This window comes from Blautia ammoniilytica, assembly GCF_025566965.1.
GTDB lineage: Bacteria > Bacillota > Clostridia > Lachnospirales > Lachnospiraceae > Blautia_A > Blautia_A ammoniilytica.
Window position 1 is genome coordinate 1 of sequence record NZ_JAOQJL010000031.1, and the last position, 22,945, is coordinate 22,945.

At 41.7% G+C, this 22,945-nt stretch carries 29 protein-coding genes, 1 tRNA gene and 3 pseudogenes; 9 read left to right on the top strand and 24 right to left on the bottom strand.

The window, feature by feature from the left end; genetic code table 11:
* Positions 1–87 precede the first annotated feature (87 nt).
* The 5 genes from OCV61_RS13660 (at position 88) to OCV61_RS19000 (ending at position 3,723) form a co-directional block, all read left to right on the top strand.
* Positions 88–447: a NisI/SpaI family lantibiotic immunity lipoprotein gene (locus OCV61_RS13660; RefSeq protein ID WP_158422267.1), complete on the top strand. Its 360-nt coding sequence runs from the start codon at positions 88–90 to the stop codon at positions 445–447.
* Between the two features lie 38 nt (positions 448–485).
* On the top strand, positions 486–1,148 hold the full coding sequence (locus OCV61_RS13665; RefSeq protein WP_209291262.1) for a response regulator transcription factor: 663 nt from the start codon (positions 486–488) through the stop codon (positions 1,146–1,148).
* On the top strand, positions 1,139–2,503 hold the full coding sequence (locus OCV61_RS13670; protein ID WP_158422269.1) for a sensor histidine kinase: 1,365 nt from the start codon (positions 1,139–1,141) through the stop codon (positions 2,501–2,503). Before OCV61_RS13665 ends, OCV61_RS13670 begins: the two co-directional genes overlap by 10 nt.
* A 560-nt stretch (positions 2,504–3,063) precedes the next feature.
* On the top strand, positions 3,064–3,489 hold the full coding sequence (locus OCV61_RS13675; RefSeq protein WP_118510262.1) for a sigma-70 family RNA polymerase sigma factor: 426 nt from the start codon (positions 3,064–3,066) through the stop codon (positions 3,487–3,489).
* A gap of 87 nt (positions 3,490–3,576) precedes the next feature.
* Entirely contained in the window at positions 3,577–3,723 is a 147-nt protein-coding gene (locus OCV61_RS19000) for a helix-turn-helix domain-containing protein (protein ID WP_470257883.1), read from the top strand.
* A gap of 1 nt (position 3,724) precedes the next feature.
* On the opposite strand, the pseudogene OCV61_RS13685 reads toward OCV61_RS19000, so the two are convergent.
* The 14 genes and pseudogenes from OCV61_RS13685 to OCV61_RS13750 form a co-directional block, all read right to left on the bottom strand.
* Positions 3,725–4,528: pseudogene (locus tag OCV61_RS13685) on the bottom strand (recombinase family protein); the annotation flags it as partial.
* Positions 4,529–4,626: 98 nt separating this feature from the next.
* The gene (locus tag OCV61_RS13690) at positions 4,627–5,061 is read right to left on the bottom strand and encodes a hypothetical protein (protein WP_262583027.1); all 435 of its coding nucleotides are present in this window, start codon (positions 5,059–5,061) and stop codon (positions 4,627–4,629) included.
* 69 nt (positions 5,062–5,130) lie between these two features.
* Complete coding sequence (locus OCV61_RS13695; RefSeq protein ID WP_008705328.1) at positions 5,131–5,349, bottom strand: hypothetical protein; 219 nt, start codon at positions 5,347–5,349, stop codon at positions 5,131–5,133.
* Complete coding sequence (locus OCV61_RS13700; protein ID WP_008705329.1) at positions 5,342–5,569, bottom strand: hypothetical protein; 228 nt, start codon at positions 5,567–5,569, stop codon at positions 5,342–5,344. Before OCV61_RS13700 ends, OCV61_RS13695 begins: the two co-directional genes overlap by 8 nt.
* Positions 5,570–6,357: 788 nt before the next feature.
* Positions 6,358–6,969, bottom strand: coding sequence for an AbiTii domain-containing protein (locus OCV61_RS13705; protein WP_158422270.1), 612 nt, complete (start codon positions 6,967–6,969; stop codon positions 6,358–6,360).
* Positions 6,970–6,978: 9 nt separating this feature from the next.
* Complete coding sequence (locus OCV61_RS13710; protein WP_158422271.1) at positions 6,979–7,695, bottom strand: hypothetical protein; 717 nt, start codon at positions 7,693–7,695, stop codon at positions 6,979–6,981.
* A 247-nt stretch (positions 7,696–7,942) separates the two neighbouring features.
* Positions 7,943–8,359 (bottom strand): YjdF family protein, encoded by a 417-nt coding sequence (locus tag OCV61_RS13715; RefSeq protein WP_158422272.1) that lies wholly within the window; start codon positions 8,357–8,359, stop codon positions 7,943–7,945.
* A gap of 283 nt (positions 8,360–8,642) precedes the next feature.
* Positions 8,643–8,957 (bottom strand): hypothetical protein, encoded by a 315-nt coding sequence (locus OCV61_RS13720; protein ID WP_262583031.1) that lies wholly within the window; start codon positions 8,955–8,957, stop codon positions 8,643–8,645.
* 13 nt (positions 8,958–8,970) lie between these two features.
* Positions 8,971–10,319, bottom strand: a pseudogene (locus OCV61_RS13725) (plasmid recombination protein).
* Between the two features lie 168 nt (positions 10,320–10,487).
* Entirely contained in the window at positions 10,488–10,727 is a 240-nt protein-coding gene (locus OCV61_RS13730; protein ID WP_158422274.1) for a hypothetical protein, read from the bottom strand.
* A 107-nt stretch (positions 10,728–10,834) separates the two neighbouring features.
* A pseudogene (locus OCV61_RS13735) lies at positions 10,835–11,815 on the bottom strand (AAA family ATPase).
* 101 nt (positions 11,816–11,916) lie between these two features.
* On the bottom strand, positions 11,917–12,294 hold the full coding sequence (locus tag OCV61_RS13740; protein ID WP_118733639.1) for a plasmid mobilization protein: 378 nt from the start codon (positions 12,292–12,294) through the stop codon (positions 11,917–11,919).
* Entirely contained in the window at positions 12,291–13,376 is a 1,086-nt protein-coding gene (locus OCV61_RS13745) for a site-specific integrase (protein WP_158422275.1), read from the bottom strand. The genes OCV61_RS13740 and OCV61_RS13745 overlap by 4 nt, the downstream gene beginning before the upstream one ends.
* A gap of 15 nt (positions 13,377–13,391) precedes the next feature.
* A complete protein-coding gene (locus OCV61_RS13750; RefSeq protein ID WP_087306154.1) occupies positions 13,392–13,580 on the bottom strand; it encodes a MarR family transcriptional regulator in 189 nt (62 codons plus the stop codon).
* A gap of 205 nt (positions 13,581–13,785) precedes the next feature.
* Between OCV61_RS13750 and OCV61_RS13755 the strand changes: the two genes are divergently transcribed.
* Genes OCV61_RS13755 through OCV61_RS13765 form a run of 3 tightly spaced genes read left to right on the top strand, consistent with a single transcriptional unit; the run spans position 13,786 to position 15,710 of the window.
* Positions 13,786–14,259, top strand: a complete 474-nt coding sequence (locus tag OCV61_RS13755) for a GNAT family N-acetyltransferase (protein WP_118629027.1) — start codon at positions 13,786–13,788, stop codon at positions 14,257–14,259.
* 24 nt (positions 14,260–14,283) lie between these two features.
* Positions 14,284–14,853 carry a helix-turn-helix domain-containing protein gene (locus OCV61_RS13760; protein WP_158422276.1) on the top strand — a complete coding sequence of 190 codons (570 nt, stop codon included), beginning with the start codon at positions 14,284–14,286 and terminating at the stop codon, positions 14,851–14,853.
* Positions 14,853–15,710: a hypothetical protein gene (locus OCV61_RS13765; protein ID WP_158422277.1), complete on the top strand. Its 858-nt coding sequence runs from the start codon at positions 14,853–14,855 to the stop codon at positions 15,708–15,710. Before OCV61_RS13760 ends, OCV61_RS13765 begins: the two co-directional genes overlap by 1 nt.
* 76 nt (positions 15,711–15,786) lie before the next feature.
* On the opposite strand, the gene guaA is transcribed toward OCV61_RS13765, so the two are convergent.
* The 10 genes from guaA to trmB form a co-directional block, all read right to left on the bottom strand.
* Positions 15,787–17,331: a glutamine-hydrolyzing GMP synthase gene (gene guaA / locus OCV61_RS13770; RefSeq protein WP_158422278.1), complete on the bottom strand. Its 1,545-nt coding sequence runs from the start codon at positions 17,329–17,331 to the stop codon at positions 15,787–15,789.
* Between the two features lie 361 nt (positions 17,332–17,692).
* Positions 17,693–17,842, bottom strand: a complete 150-nt coding sequence (locus OCV61_RS13775; RefSeq protein ID WP_262583036.1) for a hypothetical protein — start codon at positions 17,840–17,842, stop codon at positions 17,693–17,695.
* A gap of 3 nt (positions 17,843–17,845) precedes the next feature.
* Complete coding sequence (locus OCV61_RS13780) at positions 17,846–18,091, bottom strand: ATP-binding cassette domain-containing protein (protein ID WP_262583038.1); 246 nt, start codon at positions 18,089–18,091, stop codon at positions 17,846–17,848.
* Complete coding sequence (locus OCV61_RS13785; RefSeq protein ID WP_158422279.1) at positions 18,004–18,609, bottom strand: HAMP domain-containing protein; 606 nt, start codon at positions 18,607–18,609, stop codon at positions 18,004–18,006. Before OCV61_RS13785 ends, OCV61_RS13780 begins: the two co-directional genes overlap by 88 nt.
* Positions 18,610–18,868: 259 nt before the next feature.
* Entirely contained in the window at positions 18,869–19,219 is a 351-nt protein-coding gene (locus OCV61_RS13790; RefSeq protein ID WP_158422281.1) for a hypothetical protein, read from the bottom strand.
* A gap of 149 nt (positions 19,220–19,368) precedes the next feature.
* Positions 19,369–20,103, bottom strand: coding sequence for a TraX family protein (locus tag OCV61_RS13795; protein ID WP_158422282.1), 735 nt, complete (start codon positions 20,101–20,103; stop codon positions 19,369–19,371).
* A 70-nt stretch (positions 20,104–20,173) separates the two neighbouring features.
* Positions 20,174–20,935, bottom strand: coding sequence for a hypothetical protein (locus OCV61_RS13800; protein ID WP_158422283.1), 762 nt, complete (start codon positions 20,933–20,935; stop codon positions 20,174–20,176).
* Positions 20,936–21,156: 221 nt separating this feature from the next.
* Positions 21,157–21,229: transfer RNA gene (locus OCV61_RS13805), tRNA-Lys, on the bottom strand.
* 114 nt (positions 21,230–21,343) lie between these two features.
* Positions 21,344–21,502 (bottom strand): hypothetical protein, encoded by a 159-nt coding sequence (locus OCV61_RS13810; protein ID WP_173727086.1) that lies wholly within the window; start codon positions 21,500–21,502, stop codon positions 21,344–21,346.
* Between the two features lie 68 nt (positions 21,503–21,570).
* On the bottom strand, positions 21,571–22,224 hold the full coding sequence (gene trmB / locus OCV61_RS13815) for a tRNA (guanosine(46)-N7)-methyltransferase TrmB (RefSeq protein ID WP_158422308.1): 654 nt from the start codon (positions 22,222–22,224) through the stop codon (positions 21,571–21,573).
* 377 nt (positions 22,225–22,601) lie between these two features.
* On the opposite strand from trmB, the gene OCV61_RS13820 reads away from it, so the two are divergent.
* Positions 22,602–22,913 carry a hypothetical protein gene (locus OCV61_RS13820; protein WP_158422284.1) on the top strand — a complete coding sequence of 104 codons (312 nt, stop codon included), beginning with the start codon at positions 22,602–22,604 and terminating at the stop codon, positions 22,911–22,913.
* Positions 22,914–22,945: the final 32 nt, after the last annotated feature.

The following is a 22,945-nucleotide window of genomic DNA, read 5'->3' on the forward strand; positions in this document are numbered from 1 at the left end:
GCCATAGCTTTTTTGTGCTTTTTCTAAAAAAAAATTGAAAAAATATAAAAGAAAAACTTCCACTTAAGAAAAAATGGAAGTTTTTCAGTGCCCTTGGTAATTGTGCTTGTAAGTCTTATATGCTTATCGGCCTGCGGTGCGCTCCGCGATACCGCCGATAAAAATAAGGCGTTAAATGAATCTCTGCCGTATTATGAGCTGAACGCCGCAAACTATGATGAAATTTCATATAACGGCCTGACATATACCATAACGGATGAATGTCTTGAAATGTCAGAACTGCAAGAAGAAATCGGGCAGGTATCGAAACGCTTCAAAAATGTGGCGGGGGAAGATTTCAGTTTCGGCTACGTTTACAGTATTGTGGATGTGGATATAAGCAATGCCGTAGCTGTAAATATCAACAATGAATATCGGAAAGCTGACATTAAAAATAATGATGAGTAACCTCGACAATGTGGTATAATGGAGCGGGAGGTGATTTTTTGACCCACTTACTTGTAGTTGACGATGAAGTTTCTATCTTGGAATTGATTAAGAACAGTTTGGGGAAAGATGGATATTTGATAACAGTCTGTCAAAATGCGGATGATGTAGACATCAAAAAGCTGCATTTCTATGACCTCATTCTTTTGGATGTGATGATGCCTGGCACAGACGGGTTTGAGTTTTGCAAACAGATCAGGAATATGGTAGACTGCCCGATTCTCTTTCTGACCGCAAAGACATTAGAGGAAGATATATTGTTTGGATTGGGCATCGGTGCGGATGATTATATTACGAAACCTTTTCGTATTCAGGAGCTTCGCGCCCGTGTCGCGGCACATTTACGCAGAGAAAAAAGGGAGCATCACAGCACACTTTCATTTGAGTCTGATATAAGATTTGACCTTTCCGCAAAGGTACTGTATGTTTCAGAACAGCCGGTTCCCCTTACCAAAAGCGAGTATTCAATCTGTGAATACCTTGCGAAAAACCGGGGACAGGTTTTTACAAAAGAACAAATCTATGAAGCCGTTTTCGGGTTTGATGGAATAGGCGATAACTCTACGATCTCAACGCATATAAAAAATATTCGTGCGAAATTGGAGCATTTCAAAATAAGTCCGATCAGCACCGTATGGGGGATAGGATATAAATGGGAGTGAAAAAGAAACCTACATTGAAAATATTGTTTCGCCAGTTTGCTATCTCCCTCATTGTCATGCTGGTAGCGGCAATTATTGTCCCTGTTGGTTTGGAGGGACTTGCTGTAAATGCTGGATTAGCTACAAGAGCAAATCTAAGTGAATTGCAGGTAAAAGAGATCATTCCAACGCTGACGATTGCCCCGGATATTACAAAGGTTGTGATTCCACAGGGATGCGGCTACTTAATTCTGGACAAGAACTTTAATGAGCTTTACAGCAATATGGACGATGATGAAAAAGAAATTGCCCTGCTGTACGCAAAGGGAGAATATATTGAATATGCTACGGGGAGGCAGTTTGCACTTGTTGTCCGGGAAAACGAATTTTGCGTTTTAAGGTATTATATTGGTTCTCAATTTACAGTGTCATGGCTACCGGAATATTTTCCATCTCCTGACACGCTTGCGTTTATCCTGATGGCTGTAAATTCGCTGCTGGTCATTATCATACTGACCGCCAGATTTGCTAAGAACCTGCGTACACAACTGACCCCGCTTTTTGAAGCAACTGCGGAGGTTTCAAAGCAAAACCTTGATTTTGAAGTAGGACACGCCAAAATCAAAGAGTTTGAAGATGTCCTTGCATCTTTTTCAGATATGAAAGATAATCTGAAAATTTCGTTAGAACGGCAATGGAAAACCGAACAGACACAGAAAGAGCAAATCGCCGCGCTTGCCCATGATTTGAAAACGCCTCTGACGGTTATTCAAGGAAATGCTGATTTACTCACAGAAACAAATCTTGATGATGAGCAACGATTATACGCTGGTTACGTCGTGGAAAGCTCCGGCCAGATGCAGTCATATATTCAAACCCTGATTGATATATCACGGGCGGCGGTTGGTTATCAGCTCCATATTGAAAGTATAGACTTGCCAGCGTTCATGCAGCACTTGTTCGGTTATATGGAATCACTATGCCAGACAAAAGAAATCCGGCTGCAAATGAATACTGTTTCACTCCCTCAAATGCTGAAATTTGATAGGGTGCTGATAGAACGTGCTATTATGAATGTTATCAGTAATGGGCTGGACTACTCCCCGCAAGGCGGAACGCTTTATGTGGATGTTCAGAGTAACAACGGTTTCGTGGAAATTTCAGTCACAGACGAGGGAACGGGGTTTTCTAAAGAGGCATTATGCCACGCACAGGAACGGTTCTATATGGGCGATCAAAGCCGCAATTCAAAGTTACACTTTGGTATGGGTCTATATATTACAAATTCGATTATGGAACAACATAATGGTCAGCTTATTTTAGAAAATTCAAAAGAAACCGGCGGCGCAAAGGTTACTATGAAACTTCCTTGCTGATTTTCCGATAGTGTAATGGACGTCTTTTATGTCCGTCCATTTTTCAAATCTTTATGGAATCTTCAAAAATTCCTCTTATCATGTATCTAAAGAAAAAACATCTGCCCAGCGGCAGAAAAGAAAAAAACCGCTGCTGGGCAGACCCATTTTCACGCTTAATTTATATTCACTGGTGGCGGTTTTGAGAAATCAAGGCCGCTGCTTTCTTTCTGTCATTCCCAGCAGTTAAAGGCATGGCGGCCCACGGGAGGACGCCGCCATGCTGTTTTACTATCATTATAATCTAATCCACTTCTACCGCTTAAAAAAAGCCTTGCCCCGCCACGGGAATATTCCGGCTATGAGTATGAACTATACCATGTAAGAAAACAACAAAACGCTTCAAATCGTCGCCCGGTAGGTTTACGACCTGCCGGGCGATTTTTGTCGATTTTCGCGGATTGTCATTTCCGGCAAAAAATCAGATGGAAAAGGAGGCGGTCAGCAGACCAGGGCCAGCATAGGCCCCTGACAACGGACAGGATCATCCTGCTCACTCCCCACGGAAAGGGGGTGAGAAGATGAAAGTTACCCCTGATGATTACGGGAGGCGCTGCCAGTTTGACCATTTTTGCAAGCTGGTACTGTACCATGAAGCCGTTGACTACTTCCGGGAAAGGAAGCGTCAGCGTGGCTGGGAAACATCCTTTGAAACGCTGCCGCTTTCGGAACTGGACACGCTATGCACGATAGATCAGTACCCCAGCGACAGTTTTATATTTCCGGCCTATGGCTGTGAGCTTCAGATCAGCGACGGGCTGGTGGCCGCTGCCTTTGCCAGCTTGCCCCAGCCGGGACAAAGCATCTTGATACTGCATTGTGTCCTGGAACTGACGGACGGCGAGATCGGCGCGGTGGTGGGAATGTCCCGCAGCGCCGTCCAGCGGCACAGGACTAAGACGCTGGAAACCATGAGAACAAGACTGACGGGAGGTATTGCAGAATGAAGCAAGCCAGATATAAGGAGCCTTTGCCCCTTGCAGTGATCGAGGCGGCCCGCGCCGGTGACGCCGGGGCCGTGGAACAGGTAGGTCTTGCAGTATTACAACGGTTACATAAACAAGCTCTGTACCCGGACGCTCTATGACGATTGCGGCCAGCTCCATGTATGCGTAGACGAGTACATGAAGCACCGCCTTGAAAACAAACTCATTTATGCGATTGTCTGTAACAGCAGATAGCAAAGCGCCGGGCCTTGTCCTTAAAGTGCTTGCGGGTCTTGAAATTGATGGTATGCCCTAAATACTCTCGTTTTTTTAAAATGTTCACGATGGTAGATGATCCCCATCCATAGGGGTCTTTGACCGGCTTTGAACGGTTCACACCCTCGTTGAAGCGGGCAAGGTGTACGACAGGAATTTCAATCCGGTCTGTGGATAATTTGCAGGCGATCTGGTAAGGCCCATATCACTCCAGCGTGAGGGAGAATATACGGCGTACCACTTCGGCAGCTTCCTCATCTACCAGCCAATGCTCCCGTTTTTCGTCCCATAAGTAGCCGTAAATCACAGTGCCGGTCAGGTGCTTGCCACTCATGCCTTTTGACTTAAACACAAAGCGGATTTTCCGGCTGGTATCACGGGCGTAAAATTCATTCATAATGTTGCGGAACGGGGTAAAATCGTCATCGCCTTTCAGACTGTCCACACCGTCGTTGATGGCAATCAGACGAACGCCTCGCTGCCGCAAAACCTCCATAACTTGACCGACCTTCAGATAGTCGCGTCCTAACCGGCTCATGTCCTTGATGACGATTGCCTCTACACGCCCTGCCTCCACTTCCTCCATTATCGCCAAAAATCCGGGGCGGGCAAAACGGGTGCCTGAGATACCATCATCGGTAAAGTGCGTAGGGTTGGGCAGCCCATTCCGGCGGGCAAAATCCTCTAACATCTGTTTTTGGTTGGATATGGAGTTGCTCTCGCCCTGTAACTCATCGTCCCGGCTCAGGTGCTCGTACAGTGGGGTAATTTTTTCATTTCTCATGGCTGTACCTCCTGAAACAAAAATGCTCTAAGTGATTGCTTCACTAACCATGACAAAATCATGATTAAGAAGTCACTTAGAGCATATATCACCCGATTTCATGATATCATTTCTAATACAGATTTTACCGTATTTTTCAGATTCAGTCCGTCTTTTAATCCCAACCGATAGAAAAACTCTTCTGTATCTGCTCCACTGCTGAAAATTGCATTACAGTATTCCGTAATCACTTCTTCCTGTTCTGGGGATAACATTTCCAGTAATTTCTGGTATTTCTTATCAATCTCACTTACTGGCTCTTTATCCTGCTTTAACTTCCATTCTGAATATGCTTTCCCCATATGCTCTGTAATTGTCAGATTCACAAATTCCTGCACTTCCTCTGGTATGGTACTCGTAGATTCCTGTTTATCTTTCTTTTTATCATTTGATTTTTCAAGTGTCGTGTCATCAATATAACGAATGATTTCTCGAATATTTGACTTCATCGACTGCAGATATCCTTTCATCAGCACAGCTACTTTTCTAGGCATACGCTTTAGAAACACCAAGAATTGCACACACATCATCCATATCCATATACATTTTTTCCTGCACTATACTCATATCGCTTTATCCTCCTTCAAATATTGCTCAACATGTTCCAGACCATAGATCTTGTCCTCTACATAGCGGGTTGGCACCCGTCCGAGAATAACATAATAGTTCTTGCTTTCCAGATCGGCATTCATTCTTTCCACCACCCGGTAAGCAAACGAAACTGATAATCCAAAGAGTTCTGCAATGTCTTCTACTGATAAATACATTTTTCTCTTACGCATGAAACCATTCCTTTCCCTCTTCCTGTGGAATCTCACAAGTATCTTCTACTCCGTAGAAACGCTTCACAAAATACTTTGTCGGAACTTTTCCTCTAAGCGTCAAATATCCCTGTTCTTCCAGCTCCTTATTCAGATTGCCAATGATCTCATAAGCCGATGTCTGTTTTACCTCCAGAAGTTCACATATATCGGCTGCCTTTAAAAATAATTTGTTCTGCATAATCAGTACCTCCTGTATTTTGAATATTTATCTCTTCATATTACTCTGTACTGGCAGATGTAAAATCGGACATCATTTTCCGAAATTTAGCAAATTATTTTAATTTTACAGTTTCCATATGTGTTATCGCTGAATCATGGAGTTAATATCATTGAAAAAGGGTATAAAAAAACAGTCTGCCCTGACGGAAAATATTTCCATCAAAACAAACTGTTCTTCATATTCACACTAATTATATTTTCTGAGCATAGTTACTTTTGCGAAAATCTCAGATAACTCCGGAAAGAAAACAAAGAAAAAAAAGATTTTTTAACTCCATTTGCACTCCACCGGAACATCCAGACAGCCCGCAAAACCTTTATTTAAAGGGCACTGAAAAACTTCCATTTTTTCTTAAGTGGAAGTTTTTCAGTGCCCTTTGTTTATAAGGGATTTCAGAAAATTTTTTGTCCGTTATCACTCTTCATTATCCTGTTTTTTGCAATTTCCGTTATCCACCTCTCTTGCCCCTCGACACTCTATTTATGCCCCGAAAAGCACGAAAAAAAGAGCCTTGAACCTACTATGTAGTTCCAAAACTCTTTCTTTTATAGACTATTTCTTTTTACAAAAAACTGAATAATCGGGAGTGGTGATTAACACATTTATTATTCAAACTCCTTGCAATTATAACATAATTGTTAAATATTTCTTGTTTTTTTACGGATTTATTTCTTCATAATATCCAAATTCCACACCTTATTTACAGTTTTACCATAAACAGGTATCATACAGGTATCACGAATATACTATCCTTGTTTCATATCAACATCTGACACCTTAGAATAAAAATTGTTAATGTAATTATTGATTATCGGTGTATCTATCGCTATCTGTTTTTCTACATCAGTAAAAGTCATCTCATTCCCAACTATTCCATTTTCTTCAAGGAGTAATGCCCAATCTAATATTTTATTTCTAACAGTACTCATAATTCTATATAACTCACTTTTTGAAACAAAAAACGCATATTTTGTTGGCATAAAATCTGTACTATTATTAAAAAATTCTGTCATTGCCCCATTTACCGAAAAAGCGACTCTATCTTCGCTAGAATTGTATACATCTAAAAGAGAAGATATTGAGTTTGGAATGGGCATTCTTGAAGCTATATCTGCCACTTTTGCAGGTAATATCATTGGAATCCAACCATGATATGGATTCCATGCTTTTATTTCTCCTATAATATTTCGATATTCTGGAATCTCCTTTTTATAGCCATTTTGCTCTTGATTAAGCCATTCTTCAAATTCTTTTAATTTTAATTTTTTAGCAACAAGATATGCTTTTCGTATCAATGATTCAATAGAGATTTTTTCATCTAATGCTTCTCTTTGAAGTTCAATGACTATACCACCCATATATGCCTCCTACACTCTACTCAAAAGAGTAACAATACCAGAAGCAATTAAACTACCTGCCACACCTATGGACAAGTTTTTAATATCATTTAGCAAAGCCTTTATTCTACTGGGATTTTCTTCCTTTTGCACCAAATCCTCTATTTCATCGATTTTATTTCGCATTTCCAAAGCATTTTCTCCATACTCATCATCAAAAAAAGAATCATATTTTTTTATCTTTTGAATGATTTCAGCCACTTCAGCATAATCAAACCCTTGATTAACTGATTGAGATTGTGAAGAATTAACCGTACCTTGTTGAATTTGTACACCGGTAACTTCTCCATAAAAATTATTGGTATTATTCGTAATTCTTTGATTTTCTTTCATTTGAATCTCCTTCTCCTTAAAATACTCAATTCCATCTATAGTCAATATAACCTGCACCTCGCCAGAAATAAATACTGTACTATTACTGCTAATACAATTATGTAGTTTCAAATCATCCATTATATTTCCAACATTAAATTCAATGTTTGGAATTTCACTAAACATATCTAATGTACAAGTGACAATATCACTCCCATTTTCTTCTCTTTTTTCCAATACTATTTTCAAAAATTTCTCACTATCTTTACGCAATCCTACGCCTTCCCTCACTATCGTCCTCTTTTTCATTTCTTGTTCTAATTCTCTCTGTAATTTTTTAATACCATTTTTATTCAGCTTTACTGATATAGACATTATGAAAACACCATTTAACCTTTCTGATCCTATTTCTACATGGTGCTAGCACCATGTAATTATATCCACCAAGGAAATGTGCAATCGCTCCTGTTACGCAACCAAAATCCAATTTGAACGGTAAAGGTATAAAGTATCGCCCATATCATTTCGGCACTTCCAAGCCCTTATAAAACAAGCGTTTCAAACCCTCTAAAGCGTAACAACAAAGTCTACGCGATTTGATAAAGGAACGCCGGGACAGGCGTTACCTGCCCCTATGCTTCTCTTTCCTTTTCTGCTGTTTCATTTCAAACTGCAGCTGTTTTTCTGCTTCCCGTTGCTCCCGGCTCACAGCCTTGCGTTCAGTTTTTAACTGCTCCTGCTGTAATTTCAAAGCCTGTTGCGATTTTGTGCCTATGCCGGTGTTCTGCACCTGTTTCCGCACTTCCCGCTGTACCCGTTTCGGATTGCGACCAGCTTCTTTTACATCAGTTGCCACAGCCGGACTAAATTTCAGCCGATAGTAATTTTTCAGAACAAAATCATATATCTCACAGTCCTTTGGCTCTGCTCCAAATGTGACCTTGCACACAGATAATTTTCTCTCCGATATTCGTTCAAACACGCCTATCCAGAATGGTTCTTCAAAAAATACTGTCAGTCTGCCCGATACTTTGTCCATGACAATTCCTCCTTGATGCCTTGCGGCTGTCGCGGTATTCGTCAAATACTCCTGCAAGCAGGGCATTTTCCTCATTACTCGCGCAAATTGTAATGCACAAAGAATGGACGACCCAAGGAGGGAGGGCTACTTACACCAGAATGGTGCGGCGGGACTACCTACCCGCTCTATAAGAGATTTTACCTCTTACGTTGTGTTTTTATCTCTGTTTCTTGATTCTACCACAGTATTGGAGATTTTGCCACAACGATATAGGGCACAGCCGCCGCCATGCCCTACATTCCTACCGTTCCAACGCTCTCTCGATTTTCTGCTTCTGTCCTTTCAAATCATTCTGTTTTTTATATAAGCTATCCCTCTCTTTACAAAGCGATTTCATGCGCTCTAACTGCGCCCCCACTCCTTCCCGGCAATCTGGCTCTATCCACTTGTATTCCCCTGTCAGACTGCGTATCTCATTGTTGTTTGATTTTATCTGCTCCGACACGCATATCCAGTCAATCAAATTGCGGACTTTCCTATCCGTTTCATACAAATCCGTTTCGGAAAGAACCTTTGCACACAGGCGAACCATAACTTTTTTCTCCATATCTGTCACTGTACCACTCCCCCTATCTGCTCATTTCAAATGCACGTTTCGGGCGCATATTTGCCTTTTCTGCCCGCTCCAGATCCTTAGACTGCTCTACTACCGACTGAACCTGTTCCTTACCAAAATAACGCTCTAAACGCTCCAAATCTGCCGCTTTTTCCTCCAATCGGTCAATCTTGTTTCTCTGCTCCATGACCTTATCCGTTAAACGATTGATCTGTTCTTGCTGTCCGGCTGTTTTCGCTGTCAGCTTCTTCACTTGCTCCGCAAGCTGGACACATTTAATCGTCAGTGCTTTTACCACTTCTTTCAGTCTTTCCACCAGCGGCAGAACCTTTTTGTCTTTATAATTCTTTGCGCTCGTCAATGTCCCCGGCTCCGGCAACTGCCATTTCTCGTCCTCGTCATAGGCATGTATGTTCCGTTCCATAACCGCCTTAGACTGAACCATTTTCTCAATCTCCTGTTGCAATTTTTCTGCTGTTTTTCCAGCTTCTCATTATCAGATAACAGCTTTTCTTTATCCTCTGCCAACGCTTCCGCCTGTTCTTTCAGCAAATCACTTGTTTCCGAAAGCTCCGATACTTCTTGCCGGATTGCTTCGCCCTCCTGTCGTATCTGCTCCGTTTTCTGCTCCGCTTTCAACTGCTGAACTTGAATATCTGATAATATTTCTTTTCCGTCAGAAATAGATTGATCCAATTCTGCGATTTCTTTTGCCTTCTCTTTTTTCTCAAAATCCAAAACGGATAAATGCTTCTCATGCGTTTCTTTCTTCTCCCACTCAATTCCATATTCCCGCATGACAGCGGCAAGTTGCTCTTTTTCATAAGCCACCCACTGATTTAATTCTGTTTCCCGTCTTGTGCCACCCTTAAATCCAAGAGCCGCCAACGCCTGCTTCAAAGATACTCTTGTATCAAGCCCCCTCTTGCTTCCTGTCGTATAGGGGACAAAATCAATGTGCAAATGCGGTGTGGCTTCATCCATGTGGAGATAAGCACTGAATACTTTTAACGTAGGATTGCGTTGCTGGAAGTCCTGCATATATTCATTGAGAACTTTTCCCGCAAGCTGTCCATTCTCTATTTTTGCTCCCATATTGTCCTTATCCCCAATTTGCAGAATAATTTCATGGAATGGCTTTTCCTGCTTGCCTGAACGGATTTTCTCATAATAATCGTCAATCCGGCGGTCACTTCTGGTTTGCTTCTCATTGTACCGGGCGAGTGCTTCATCAAATAATTCGTGATATACGTCCTTAACATTTTCATTGCAATATTCCACGTTTAGATAACTTCGCTCCGGGTCAGTATTTTTTGCATGGAATTTTCTGCTGTTATGATTGACAGAGCCTTTTCCTGTCATAAAACTAATTGTTCGCTTCAATCAATATCCTTTCTCCCTGTCCGGGTAATCAACGCCGGATACGGCGCATAGCCTTTGTTACTTTCTGCGAAAGTAACGCAAAATCACTTTTGACAGGCTTCGCTCTATCAAAAGCTGCCTTTGCGCTCTGCCGAGAGCTTTTCCGTCCTACGGACGGGGTGGCTGTTCCAGCCGCTTTGCTTCCACCGCCACAGCTTTTCGGATAGCCGAAAGTACATTTTCTATCGTATATTCGTCCCATCCGGCAAGCCATATCAGCATCCGCATTTCTGCCTCAATCAATTCTATATCTCCGAATATTTCATTGAGTTCGGCAATCCTCCGGGCTTCACTCTCGTAAAAATATTTGTTCACATTCCGGGTTCCCCATTCTGGCTGTCGTATCATAATCGCCCTCCTTTTCAAGACCGCAACAATGCAAGGTCTATATCTTTTGCAACCTTACAGACACAAGCCCGTAAATTCCATATGCTCTGCATTGTTGCGCTGTTGCCTTACTCCGGTCTGATTTTATCCAACTCCCAATACCACGAATTGTTTATCCGCTTTGCTCTGATACTCAATTCTTTTTTCGCATTTTCAAGCGTCCGTCTGGATATACCCTGTTCCTCTGCAAGATTGAAAATCTCATTGCTCTGCATGGCATTGTTTGTTTCTGCCACTTCCCTGAGCAGACGCTTCGCCTATTCCAGCTTATTCGCTTTCGGAGCGATACCGCCCAACACTTCATCAGCGGTAATCTCATAATCTCCGAGCCAGTGAAAACCGTCCTCCGACAACTCAAAGGCTTTCGGGTGCCCAAACGCCGCCAGATTGTTTTTTATCTGGACTACCGCCCTTATATTCGCTTCGCCCACCACTCTGCCGACCAGCAGGACGCTCCTTGCCACCGCAAAGAAATCAATGGAACCCATGCCCCGATATGCTGCCTTATTTCCTGCCGCTTTATTCATGTGTCCGACAAGCACAATGGCGCATTGGTATTTCTCCGCCAGAGCCGCCAGCTTCTTTGTCATATCCCTCGCTTCATTTGCCCGGTTCATATCCATACCTCCGCCCAGATACGCCTGTATCGGGTCTAAAATCAGCAGTTTCGCTTTCGTCCTTATAACCGCTTCTTCCAGACGTTCATCTATCACAGAAAGTGATTTTATACTTTCGTCAATGACGGAAATATTTTCGCATTCTGCGCCTGCCGCTTCCAGACGGGGCTTGACCGTATCCGCAAGCCCGTCCTCCGCACTCTGGTAAATCACATTCAATGGCTCTGTCAGCTTCATTTCGCTGTCCAGACCTTCGCCTTTTGACAGCTTCGCCGCTATGTTCAGCACAAGCGTTGTCTTACCGTCCCCCGGATCGCCTTGCACAATCGTCAGCTTTCCATAAGGGATAAACGGAAACCACAGCCACGCCACCTCCTGCGACTGTATCTCCGACATTTTAATCATCTGTAATTCTGTTCTCATTTCTGCCATAATGTCCTCCGTTTTTGAAAAATCTCATTGCCGCCGGAAGAAACCTCTGCTATACTTGAATTGTGATTGTTGATAACAGAGGTTTTCCAGTTATCACAGCCCTAACAGTTGCCGCTGTCGGGGCTTTTTTCTTCGTCTTGCCACAGATACCTTGCACCATCCAACATCCAGAGAATTGCTTTCAGCATATCTTCATAGGCTTCCTGCAACTCTCTGATTTCTTCGGAAGTAATCTCCGGCTCTTTGCTATCAATTTGTTCTGCCAACTCCACCAGACGATTTTCCATTTGCTGTAATCGTTCTACAATCTGATAGACTGTTTCTTTCTTGCCTACCACGCACACTCGGTTATAAATGCAGGAACGGACAAAATAATCTTTTTTCTTCATACCGCTTGCGAAAATCTTTGCTTCGATTTCTTCCCGTTCTCTGGGAGAGATACGAAAACTGATTGTTGGATATTTGTGTGTACCGCTCATTCCTCTGCGCCCTCCTTAAATTCCTCGTTCAGCAATTTTGCCATTTGTGTCTGTTCCGTCGGGAACATATGAGCATAGCGATAAGTAATATCCACGCTTTCATGCCCCACCCTGTTTCCGATTGATACCGCCGAAAATCCCATGCTGATAAGCAGCGATACATGAGAATGTCTCAAATCATGGATTCTAATGCGTTTCACTCCCGCTTTTTCCGCCCCTCTTGTCATTTCATAGTGCAGAAAGCTTTTTGTCAGATAAAAGATACGGTCAGTGGGAAGAATCCCGTACAATCTGCCGATATAATCTTTCAGTTCTTCACATAAGAAATCCGGCATACTTACATTTCGTTTGCTTTTCGGAGTCTTTGGGTCTGTAATTACATCTTTACCCTCCAATCGCTGATAAGATTTTGTTACCTGAATGACTTTGTTATCAAAATCAATATCCTGCGGCGTGAGAGCTAACAGTTCGCCCACCCGTAATCCGCACCAATACAGTATCTGAAACGCATGATAGGAATATGGTTTGTCCTTTACCGCTTCAATGAATTTCAGATATTCCTCTTTTGTCCAGAACAGCATTTCCTCCGCTTTTCCCTTTCCCAGCGGCACCGCCTTTACAACAGGATTGCTTTTCAGTTCATAGAACCGTACCGCATGATTAAACAGTGCGCTCAATTCTGATTGCAGAGTTTTCAAATAAGTCGGAGCATAGGGCTTTCCTTTTTCATCACGATAGGAAATCTGTTCATTCTGCCACTGGATAATATCTTTCGGACGAATATCACGCATTTTCTTATCCTTGAAATAGGGCAGTAGCTTTGTCCTCAAGATATGCTCTTTCGTCAGCCAGGTATTGTGTTTCAGTTTCGGCTTCATATCTCTTGTGTATGCCTGAACAAATTCCTCAAAAGTCATATCCAAGTCAGCCGCTTCTTTCATACGGAAATGCCGTTCCCACTCTGTTGCTTCCCGTTTGGTCTTAAATCCCCTCTTAACTTTCCGGCAATTCTTACCAGTCCAGTCATAATAGTGAAAGGACACATACCATGTTCCCCGCTGTTCGTCTTTGTACGTCGCCATAATCTCACTCCTTTCCTAATTCGCCTGTGCCATGCCGTAAAATTTTTCTTCATAGTATTTTCTGCTCACTCGTCCGGCGATTGTGATAAAACCTTTTGCTTCCAGTTCTTCGTTCATCTGCCGCACCAGCTTATAAGCAAATGGTTTGGAAATGCCTAAGTCCTGCGCCACTTCTCCGGCTGTTACAAATAAATCATTTTTCAAATACACGTCCTCCTTTTGAATTTTTAACTTTTTTGTTAAGTTCTGCATTTTCAGTATACTTAACATTTCTGCTATTGTCAATAGCTTTTTTGTTAAGTTTATCTTTTTTATTAAATTTAGCATTTCTGATAAGTTTTTGTTGCCGTATTATTTTAGGTATGCTACAATGTAGGAAACGGGATAACTATTTTCACAGGAGGGCTTTATGGAATACACGATACGAGAAATGACGGTAATGGAATATCCTCTATTGAATGAATTTCTATACGAAGCTATTTTTATTCCAGACGGTATAAAGCCGCCACCGAAAAATATTATCGCTTCTCCCGAATTACAAATTTATGTTGACCGCTTCGGGGCATCAAAAGCTGATTTCGCATTAGTCGCAGAAGTTGAACAAAAAATCGTTGGTGCTGTCTGGGTACGCATTATACACGATTACGGACATATTGATGATGAAACGCCCTCTCTTGCCATCTCTCTATACAAAGAATACCGGGGACAGGGGATAGGAACCGATATGATGAAAGAAATGCTATCTTTGTTGAAAACACATGGTTATAAACGTGTTTCACTTTCTGTTCAAAAGGCTAATTATGCGGCTGAAATGTATCGAAAAATCGGTTTTGATATTGTACGGGAAAACGAAGAAGAATGGATTATGGTGTGTAATTTGTAAAGTTTAAGGAAAGGACACAAAATTATGATACTGGGAGAGCGAATTAAGAGAATCCGCACATTTCGGGGATTAACACAACGAGAACTAGGATTGAAGCTGGGATATGAGGAGCGCAACGCTGATGTTCGTGTGGCACAATATGAATCCGGCTATCGTGTTCCCAAAAAAGATACTCTCATGGAAATTGCCAGGATTTTGAATATCAACTATATCAATTTTATTATAGAAGCCCCCGGCTGCGCTGAGGACATTATGCAGACTTTTTTCTGGCTTGACGAGGACAACCGCAATACCTTTCATCTGTTTCAGCTTGTCCGCAATCCCGGCAAGTGCAACGTTTCTGATGATAAGTCTGTTCGCTATAATGATAGTGACGAATGGCCTGCTCATGCTCCTGTCGCTATGTGGATTGATTACGGTCTTGTAAATGAATTTCTACGTGAATGGTGTCTGCGAAAAGAACAGCTAAAAAGCGGAGAAATTTCAGAGGACGAATATTTTGAATGGAAAATCAACTGGCCTACTTCCAGCAGTAGCGTTGATGAAAAGGGAAATGACAAGAAAAATAACAGTTATCAGTGGAGAATTCAATAATGGATAAATTACAATATGACAGTTTTTATAAATTTATCATTTCAGTTGGTATTGTTTTAATTGTTGCGCCATTATTTTGCTTGCATTATTTAGTTTCTGGTTCATATGATATTATCATGACACAAGAAGAAGCAAACAATTTATCAGAAATTTCTTCTGACTTTTTAAGTATCAAAATACAATACGTTCAAAATATATTTAAATACTTACCCATCATTTGTATTGTGTTTATTATTATTGGTGTAATTTTTACTTTCTGGGGATGTTTAAAATGGCTTCAAATACAAAAAACTTTAGATCAAATAACTAAATTGGATTTAGAAGAAAAAGAATTGCATATTCAAAGTATGTCTGCTCAAGAAATTGCTGAAAAGGTCATAAATGAAGACATTGAGAACCATGAAAACTCAAACTCTGATTCTCAAATAACCCCTTCTAATTCAACAGCTTCCTTTCGAATCAGAAAAGCTTTTGAAATAGAAGATGCCTGCTATAGTTATCTGAAGAATAAACTCAAACGCAAGTATAATGTCCATCAAAATGTCAAAGTTGGTAATTGCGATTATGATATTATTGCATCTTCAAAATATAATAACATTGATTTATTATATGAAATCAAATACTGGAATAATCCTGTTTCAAAGGCTACACTTGCCCGACTAGTTAATCAAATTGAAAAGCGTGGTATTTCATACGAAAATACTGCTCACAGAAATTTTCGTTTTATTATCTTAATTATATCTCAAGAAGATTATTTTTCAGAGACTACGGATTATTTAAACAACCTAATTTCGCATAAAAATCTATCGTTTATCTCTATTGAGTCTATGAAAGAAGAACAACTATTCTCTGAATAGGTATCAAAAAGGTATCACAACACATACTAAGAGCCGGAAAGTCCGCTGTTTATGCGACTTCCCGGCTCCCTGTTTACTATTCAAACTCAATCGTTGCAGGGGGTTTTCCGGTACAGTCGTACAATACGCGGTTTACATTTTTTACTTCATTCACAATACGGCTGGTGGTTTTTCCGATGATCTCCCAGGGAATTTCGGCGAATTCAGCGGTCATGAAATCGGTAGTAGTAACCGCACGCAGGGCAACTGCATAATCATAAGTACGTTCGTCCCCCATAACGCCTACAGAGCGCATATTTGTGAGGGCTGCAAAGTACTGATTCACTTTTTTGTCCCAACCTGCATTAGCGATTTCCTCACGCCAGATCGCATCCGCATCCTGAACCATTTTAACTTTCTCAGGTGTAATATCACCAATGATACGGATGCCAAGTCCTGGTCCCGGGAATGGCTGACGATAAACCAAATAGTCCGGAATGCCAAGCTCAAGACCTGCCTTACGAACCTCATCTTTAAACAGGTTTCTTAACGGCTCGATAATTTCTTTAAAATCTACGCAGTCCGGAAGTCCGCCTACATTGTGGTGGGATTTGATCACTGTGGATTCTCCTCCTACACCACTTTCCACAACGTCTGGATAAATCGTTCCCTGTACCAGGAAATCTACAGCACCGATCTTCTTTGCCTCTTCTTCAAAAACACGGATGAACTCCTCACCGATGATCTTTCTCTTTCTTTCCGGCTCTTCTACGCCTTTCAGCTTTTCGTAAAATCGTTCCTGTGCATTTACACGAATAAAGTTCAGATTATATGGCCCTTCCGGTCCGAACACAGCTTCTACTTCATCGCCTTCATTTTTGCGGAGCAGACCGTGGTCTACAAAAACACAAGTAAGCTGATTGCCTACTGCTTTTGATAAAAGGACTGCTGCCACAGACGAATCCACACCACCTGACAAAGCACAGAGAACCTTGCCGTTTCCTACTTTTTCACGAATATTTTTAATGGATTCTTCTACAAAGGAATCAATTTTCCAGTCTCCGGAACAACCACAGATGTTGTATACAAAATTGGACAGCATCTTACGTCCTTCTTTTGTATGAAGCACTTCCGGGTGGAACTGTAATGCATACAGGCCTTTCTCCACATTCTGTACTGCTGCCACAGGACAGTCATTGGTCCATCCACAGATTTCAAAACCTGGTGCCTGTTTTGAAATGTAGTCATTATGGCTCATCCAACAGATGGTTTTGGGTGAAACATCTGTAAACAATCTGGAGGCCGTATCAACATTTACTTCAATTTTTCCGTATTCACGAACTGGTGCTTTTTCAACCTTGCCGCCTAACAGGTGCATCATAAGCTGTGCACCGTAACAGATTCCAAGAACCGGTACACCCAGTTCAAAGATTTCTTTTGTATAAGTAGGGGCATCCGCCGTATAGCAGCTGTTAGGACCGCCAGTAAAGATAATCCCCTTTGGCTGCATTGCTTTAATCTTCTCAATATCTGTCTTGTAAGAATAAATCTCACAGTATACGTTACATTCTCTGACACGACGTGCGATCAGCTGATTATACTGTCCACCGAAATCAAGTACAACGACTGTCTCTCTGTTCATTGGTTTCCTCCTATGGTCCATATTGGGGACTTATTGGCTTTTACCGAAACCTTTTCTGTCCTCGAAGCTTTATCCGTGTCATATTATAAAAGAGTATAGAGCGTTTTACAATATCTAAAATTCAATGAGAAGCCTAAAATTTATAAGTTTTTTAGAATTTTCTCATTGTTTTTTCAACGATTCCTCACAGTTCCATCACAATTTACAGGTATATTAATAAGCAAATAAAGCGAAAGCTTTTTCATCATATAGATAAACTTTTTCTTTTTCATACTCGCCGGGCCATGTGGTCCGGCCCTCCTTCTTTTATAGGAAAAATATCCTCAGCTTCTATATGCTTTTGTCTTTCTTCTTGCAAAGATCAGCAGGATCCCGGCCACAGCCCCAGTGAACAGGCATCCTGCATCATCACCATAATGATGGTAAAACGCTGCTTCTGGCCTCCGGATAAAGCTTTGTACCTTTTTCCAAGGCAGGGGCCGAATTCAAAATATTCAATAAGCTCCTGCAATTTCTAATTCTTCCTGATGCTGGTATGAAGGACTGTCTCCATAATGTGTTTCACAGACATAGTATTTACATATTCCTTAAATTGAAGATGGACTGCCATCTCCTCAGGCTTAAGCTCTGTGGTAATGCTTCCCCTGTACTTTACAAGCCCAAACAACGCTTTTACCAGAGTAGTCTTTCCTGCTCCATTGGAGCCAATGATACCGATCCGCTCTCCTTCTTCAAAAACCACTGGCCTTTCGATGGACAATACAGGCTTTTCCTGATGGTCAGCTTCAGATACAGCACATTGTTTACAATATCCCGCATCTCAATAAGCTTGCCCTTCACTTGGGGAAGATAGGTTTTTACATCTGCATATTTCCCCATTTCATCGATCATACCGTCAATCAGAAGCATAGCTGCTGCCACTGGTGTTTTCAGCTGATGGGAAGAGGCACGCATAAAAACCTCCTGCCGTTTATTTTCTTTTTCCAGGCTTCTGTTGGCAGACTCTAGGGCACGACAATTTTCCCCAAGCCTTGCATACAGCTGATTCAGCGATGTTCCCAGTTCGCCGATCTCATCCTTTCTCTGTACATCAAAGGGCGCAAGTTCTCTGTCGCCTGTGTTCTTGATCTGGGATGCATATCTGGAAAGCCGGATGATCGGAGCAACGATCTTTCCCGAAAAATACTGGGAAGCCAGTAAAACCACCAGAAATATCACTGCCACGATCATGGGTACACTATTAAGGACCACTCCGCTCATATCCTGCATCTGTGGCATGATCAGAGACACCAGGGTAAGGATCTGGCAGTCCTCCTCATCTCCAAGCGCAATATATTTTCCTCATCCTTAGCAGCAGCTTCATAAACTGTCAGATTATCTGAAACCGTATGCACCTTCAGATTTAGATAAGTAAGCTTACGTGCCAGCTGATCCACACTCCACTGAACCTGTAGTGGATATTCCTTTGTATCCTGCCGCTTTGGAAATAACTTTTCCGTGAGCATATCCAGATCAAAAGTATTCTCATCTATATCTTCTATTTTTCCGGATCTTTCAGGTATTTTTTTACTTTATTTAATTCCCTGATCAGTTCCAGATCCTTGGTTTCTACCTGCAAATGGATTCCCTTTCCTTCTAAGAGGACCTGATTTTTATCCTCCGGCAAGATAAGGCTTACCGTATTCATCGGATTGTCCACCTGAAGGTTCTCATAGCTTCGACTCTTCATAAAATCCTGGGAAAGCTTTGTAACAGATGCCAGATTACTGTCATTTTTATAAGACACGTAAAGAGAAGGAAGCATATAAACAAAATAGAGGAGCAGCAAACCGGCAAGGATCCCTGCCATCACAATACTGTACAGAAAGGTCTTTTTTGACAGCTTCATAAGATATCTTCATCTCCCTTCCTGAAGCGGTAGCCCATACCGATCACTGTCCGGATGCAGTTCACAGGCAAATTACAAATACAGTTAGCAGTTGTGGGTACGCCACAGGCGCATAGCAGTTGGTTTTCATATATGTAACCGCTAAGATTTTAGACCAGCATGGTCAAACGCATCACGCCAAGCAAAAGCAGATGGGCAGGATAAAAAATATAGAAAAACCACCTGGAAAATTCACTGCCGGAGGAACCCTTCTTTCCATTATAAAGATACACAATCACAAGGCCTGCCAGCAGAACTGCGCTGCACTCCCAAAAGGCATATAATATACGGATTCCCACAGTCCCGGCTGCTTCCATATAGCCTTCTTCAAACAATACCAATGACACAATGAAGAAATCCCTCATCCGTTTTTTCTGATTCATACGTGCATTCCGAAAAAGGATCACCATAAGCGGTGCTGACATTCCCCAATCGCAAAAGGCAGTAAGGAAGATAAGAACTGCAGCCGGAAGCACATGTCTTTCATCCAGACATACCAGTATGAGAAAACATATAAATAATGTAAGGATCATATTTCCCCGCACAAGTCTCCAGCTCTGCCCCTCTCCAAATGCGATCTGAAAAGGGATCTGGGAGAGCAGCGCAAAGAGCAGCAGCCTTTGTCCATACTGTTTTCTGGAATGAGTGTAATAATAGCCTTCCACCAGAAAATAGCACATTACAGGTGCTGTAAAATATCCCAGGTTACGAAGCATCAGAAAAGCTACAGTGCCTTCCTTTAAAAATATACTGGCAATATGATTCAGTGCCATTAAAATCACTGCAATATATTTGATCTGATCCCGGTTCAGCACCTTTCCCTTTGTCCGCCTGATTTCTTCCATACGCTAAATCTAAACTCCTTTTATGATACACGCCCCCGAACAGCTGTGAACCCACCATACGCATTATTCCTTAATAAAAAGTAATATTCAGCTTTGAATACAATGGCGACGGCATATAATTTTTCAAATACAGATTCGTACTAACATACGTACTGTCCGGCCTCTTGTAATATCTTGGTCTGTTCTTTGTATGATAAACTACATCTAAACATACAATATTTTTCAGTGAAACATTGGATCCGTTTTTATATTTTTTTAACACATTTCTGCCGTTCTTAGTATACTCGGCGATTATGCAATCCACTTTATAACCTTTTGCAGGAGTAGCCTTAACCTTTATCTTTTGCGATTTGAAACGCATAACAGAAACAGCTGAAAATCCTTTGAAATAAGAATCATACTCTCTGGATCCCATCTTAAAGGCTTTGAACTTTCTTTTCATATTCTTAAAGGTTACATCACAGTACAGCCTGTAGGATCGGCCGTTCTGATACACCATAAAGCTGATCCTTGTCCGTTCTCCGGCTTTCAGCACATGGGGTTTACTTTCCACATAAATCCCATTGATCCCCTTTTCTTTTCTGGCCTGAAAATTGCTGTTTGAAGATCTTACCTGATAGACTTCTGCATCCTTTGCCAGATTTCCAATGTAGATCCACCCTTCTGCACCTGTCATTCCCATACTTCTCAGGGGACGGCAGATATAGATCTCCATGGTCTGCCTTTTGGCACACACTGGTGCTGCCCCGTCTGCCTTTGCTGTTACCGGAACCAGCACAAACAATGCCAGCATCAGAACTATGCCGGTCAATCCTTTCTTCATTGCTTTCATAATCCTCTTCCTCCCTCGTTTTTATAACAAGAAAGAATCCTGCAAAGCAGGATTCTCCGACTGCGGCGGGTCGCCTTAAGCGACATCTACCCTTCCGCCGCAGTGCGATCCTGCCCGGTCGGGCTTTTTTATGTACTGGGAAATTCCAACGGAATTTCCCAGTACACAAAAAAACACCATCCCCGCGGCAATCACTTTGTCCGCAAAAACAGTGCTTTCAATGCGCCTTCAGGGGCTCGAACCCTGGACACCCTGATTAAGAGTCAGGTGCTCTACCAGCTGAGCTAAAAGCGCATAGCGTCTTGGGTGATTCTGTTTTCTCTCAGAACTCCATTTGTTCAACGCAAGAGATATTGTACATGAGCCGACAGAAAAAGTCAAGGGAATTTTTATAATTTTTTTATTTTTTTAATTTTCCTTTTTTTCTGCTTTTTTTCCACCCATATGCTCCAGCATATTTGTTAATTCCTCTGTGGATCGCCTCATCTTATTCATGTGACTGTCCAGCTTCTTATGCTTGTAACTGAACTGACTAAGGGACTGTTTCAGACGATTTCTGGACTTCATATCTGCTCCTGGGCATTCTTTCTATATATAATATGCCCAGGAGCAAAATACGTTCTGTCCTTTGGGTCTTATCTGCTGATCACCATTTTGCAGATAGGATTACCTGCCTTGGAAAACTTCTCTTCATATTCTGTCATAACATTTCCCTTCACCATCTCTTCATCATGATGAAGATCAAAGGAGTGAGCCAAAAGCTTCCAGCCTGCTTCCTGTACTTCCTCCAGGGAAAAATCGAATAAAGGACGGTTATCTGTCTTAAATTCCAGGGTCCCGTCTTTTTTCAGGATCTGGTCATACCTGGCCAGAAACTCTCTGGATGTAAGACGGCGTTTCCCATGTCTTGCCTTTGGCCACGGATCTGAAAAATTCAGATAAATCCGTGAAACCTCCTCTTTTTCAAAAATATCCGGCAGATTACTGGCATCCACACACATAAACAAAAGATTTGATAGTGTCTCTCCATTATTCTCAAGTTCTTCTCTTTTTTGCAGAGCACGCAGCAGCACGCTGTCATACATCTCGATCCCCACATAATTGATTTCCGGATGAAGCCGTGCCATATCCATCAAAAAACGGCCTTTCCCCATCCCCACTTCTATATGAATCGGCTGGTCTGACGCAAACGCCTGCTTCCACCGGCCTTTCTGCTGTTGGGGCTGATGCACCACATATTTGCTTTCCTGGATTGCTTCTTTTGCGCCAGGGATATTCCTCAGTCTCATACTTTCATTTTCCTCTTTCTCTTTATTTTTCTTATTTCTTTTACCATGTTTATTTTTCTTTTCCCGGCCGCCTCTTCCCGGCAATCCGGATTCCTTCCATATCATACATGCTTTCCGGCATTGCCGCAACTACATTGTTTCACTGATACTTTTTTTATATTACGGGCATATCAAATATACTTTTTACATTTTTGTAACTGCCAATTATACTGACCCTTGAAAAAATTTGGTCTTATGACTATACTGAAACTATCCATTCCATAGACAAAAATCACAAATTGAATTTCTGTTTTACAATCCATTTTGGCCATTTGTAAAATAGTTTTTCTCAGATTTTAGGTGTATGATATATGGAAATTTTATGGAGGAGGATGCCGATGGAACAAATTTTAAGAAAGCTGTCGGAAATCGAAATCACCGCAGATGAGATTCTGAAAGATGCGGAGAGGAAAAAGCGGGCACTTTCCGAAGAGACGGAGAGACAATGCAAAGAGTTTGATGCCGTTCTGGAAAAAGAAACCGACGCAAAAATCCGAGATATACGTAATGAACTGGAAAAAGAAAAGGATTCACGCCTGGCAGCATTAAAGGAAGACACAGAGCAGCATCTGGTGCATCTGGATTCTTTCTATAAAGAAAATCACCAGCGTATTTCCGAAGAACTTTTCAAAAAAATTATTACAGCTTAATTCAGATGAATGAAGATTTCAAAAGAAAGGAA

Coding starts and splice junctions, on each gene's coding strand:
- OCV61_RS13670 (WP_158422269.1), top strand. CDS start 1,139: ATGGGAGTGAAAAAGAAACCTACATTGAAAATATTGTTTCGCCAGTTT.
- OCV61_RS13675 (WP_118510262.1), top strand. CDS start 3,064: ATGAAAGTTACCCCTGATGATTACGGGAGGCGCTGCCAGTTTGACCAT.
- OCV61_RS13690 (WP_262583027.1), bottom strand. CDS start 5,061: ATGCCTAGAAAAGTAGCTGTGCTGATGAAAGGATATCTGCAGTCGATG.
- OCV61_RS13695 (WP_008705328.1), bottom strand. CDS start 5,349: ATGCGTAAGAGAAAAATGTATTTATCAGTAGAAGACATTGCAGAACTC.
- OCV61_RS13700 (WP_008705329.1), bottom strand. CDS start 5,569: ATGCAGAACAAATTATTTTTAAAGGCAGCCGATATATGTGAACTTCTG.
- OCV61_RS13705 (WP_158422270.1), bottom strand. CDS start 6,969: ATGGGTGGTATAGTCATTGAACTTCAAAGAGAAGCATTAGATGAAAAA.
- OCV61_RS13710 (WP_158422271.1), bottom strand. CDS start 7,695: ATGTCTATATCAGTAAAGCTGAATAAAAATGGTATTAAAAAATTACAG.
- OCV61_RS13715 (WP_158422272.1), bottom strand. CDS start 8,359: ATGGACAAAGTATCGGGCAGACTGACAGTATTTTTTGAAGAACCATTC.
- OCV61_RS13730 (WP_158422274.1), bottom strand. CDS start 10,727: ATGATACGACAGCCAGAATGGGGAACCCGGAATGTGAACAAATATTTT.
- OCV61_RS13740 (WP_118733639.1), bottom strand. CDS start 12,294: ATGAGCGGTACACACAAATATCCAACAATCAGTTTTCGTATCTCTCCC.
- OCV61_RS13745 (WP_158422275.1), bottom strand. CDS start 13,376: ATGGCGACGTACAAAGACGAACAGCGGGGAACATGGTATGTGTCCTTT.
- OCV61_RS13755 (WP_118629027.1), top strand. CDS start 13,786: ATGGAATACACGATACGAGAAATGACGGTAATGGAATATCCTCTATTG.
- OCV61_RS13760 (WP_158422276.1), top strand. CDS start 14,284: ATGATACTGGGAGAGCGAATTAAGAGAATCCGCACATTTCGGGGATTA.
- OCV61_RS13765 (WP_158422277.1), top strand. CDS start 14,853: ATGGATAAATTACAATATGACAGTTTTTATAAATTTATCATTTCAGTT.
- guaA (WP_158422278.1), bottom strand. CDS start 17,331: ATGAACAGAGAGACAGTCGTTGTACTTGATTTCGGTGGACAGTATAAT.
- OCV61_RS13785 (WP_158422279.1), bottom strand. CDS start 18,609: ATGCCACAGATGCAGGATATGAGCGGAGTGGTCCTTAATAGTGTACCC.
- OCV61_RS13790 (WP_158422281.1), bottom strand. CDS start 19,219: ATGAAGCTGTCAAAAAAGACCTTTCTGTACAGTATTGTGATGGCAGGG.
- OCV61_RS13795 (WP_158422282.1), bottom strand. CDS start 20,103: ATGGAAGAAATCAGGCGGACAAAGGGAAAGGTGCTGAACCGGGATCAG.
- OCV61_RS13800 (WP_158422283.1), bottom strand. CDS start 20,935: ATGAAAGCAATGAAGAAAGGATTGACCGGCATAGTTCTGATGCTGGCA.
- OCV61_RS13810 (WP_173727086.1), bottom strand. CDS start 21,502: ATGAAGTCCAGAAATCGTCTGAAACAGTCCCTTAGTCAGTTCAGTTAC.
- trmB (WP_158422308.1), bottom strand. CDS start 22,224: ATGAGACTGAGGAATATCCCTGGCGCAAAAGAAGCAATCCAGGAAAGC.
- OCV61_RS13820 (WP_158422284.1), top strand. CDS start 22,602: ATGGAACAAATTTTAAGAAAGCTGTCGGAAATCGAAATCACCGCAGAT.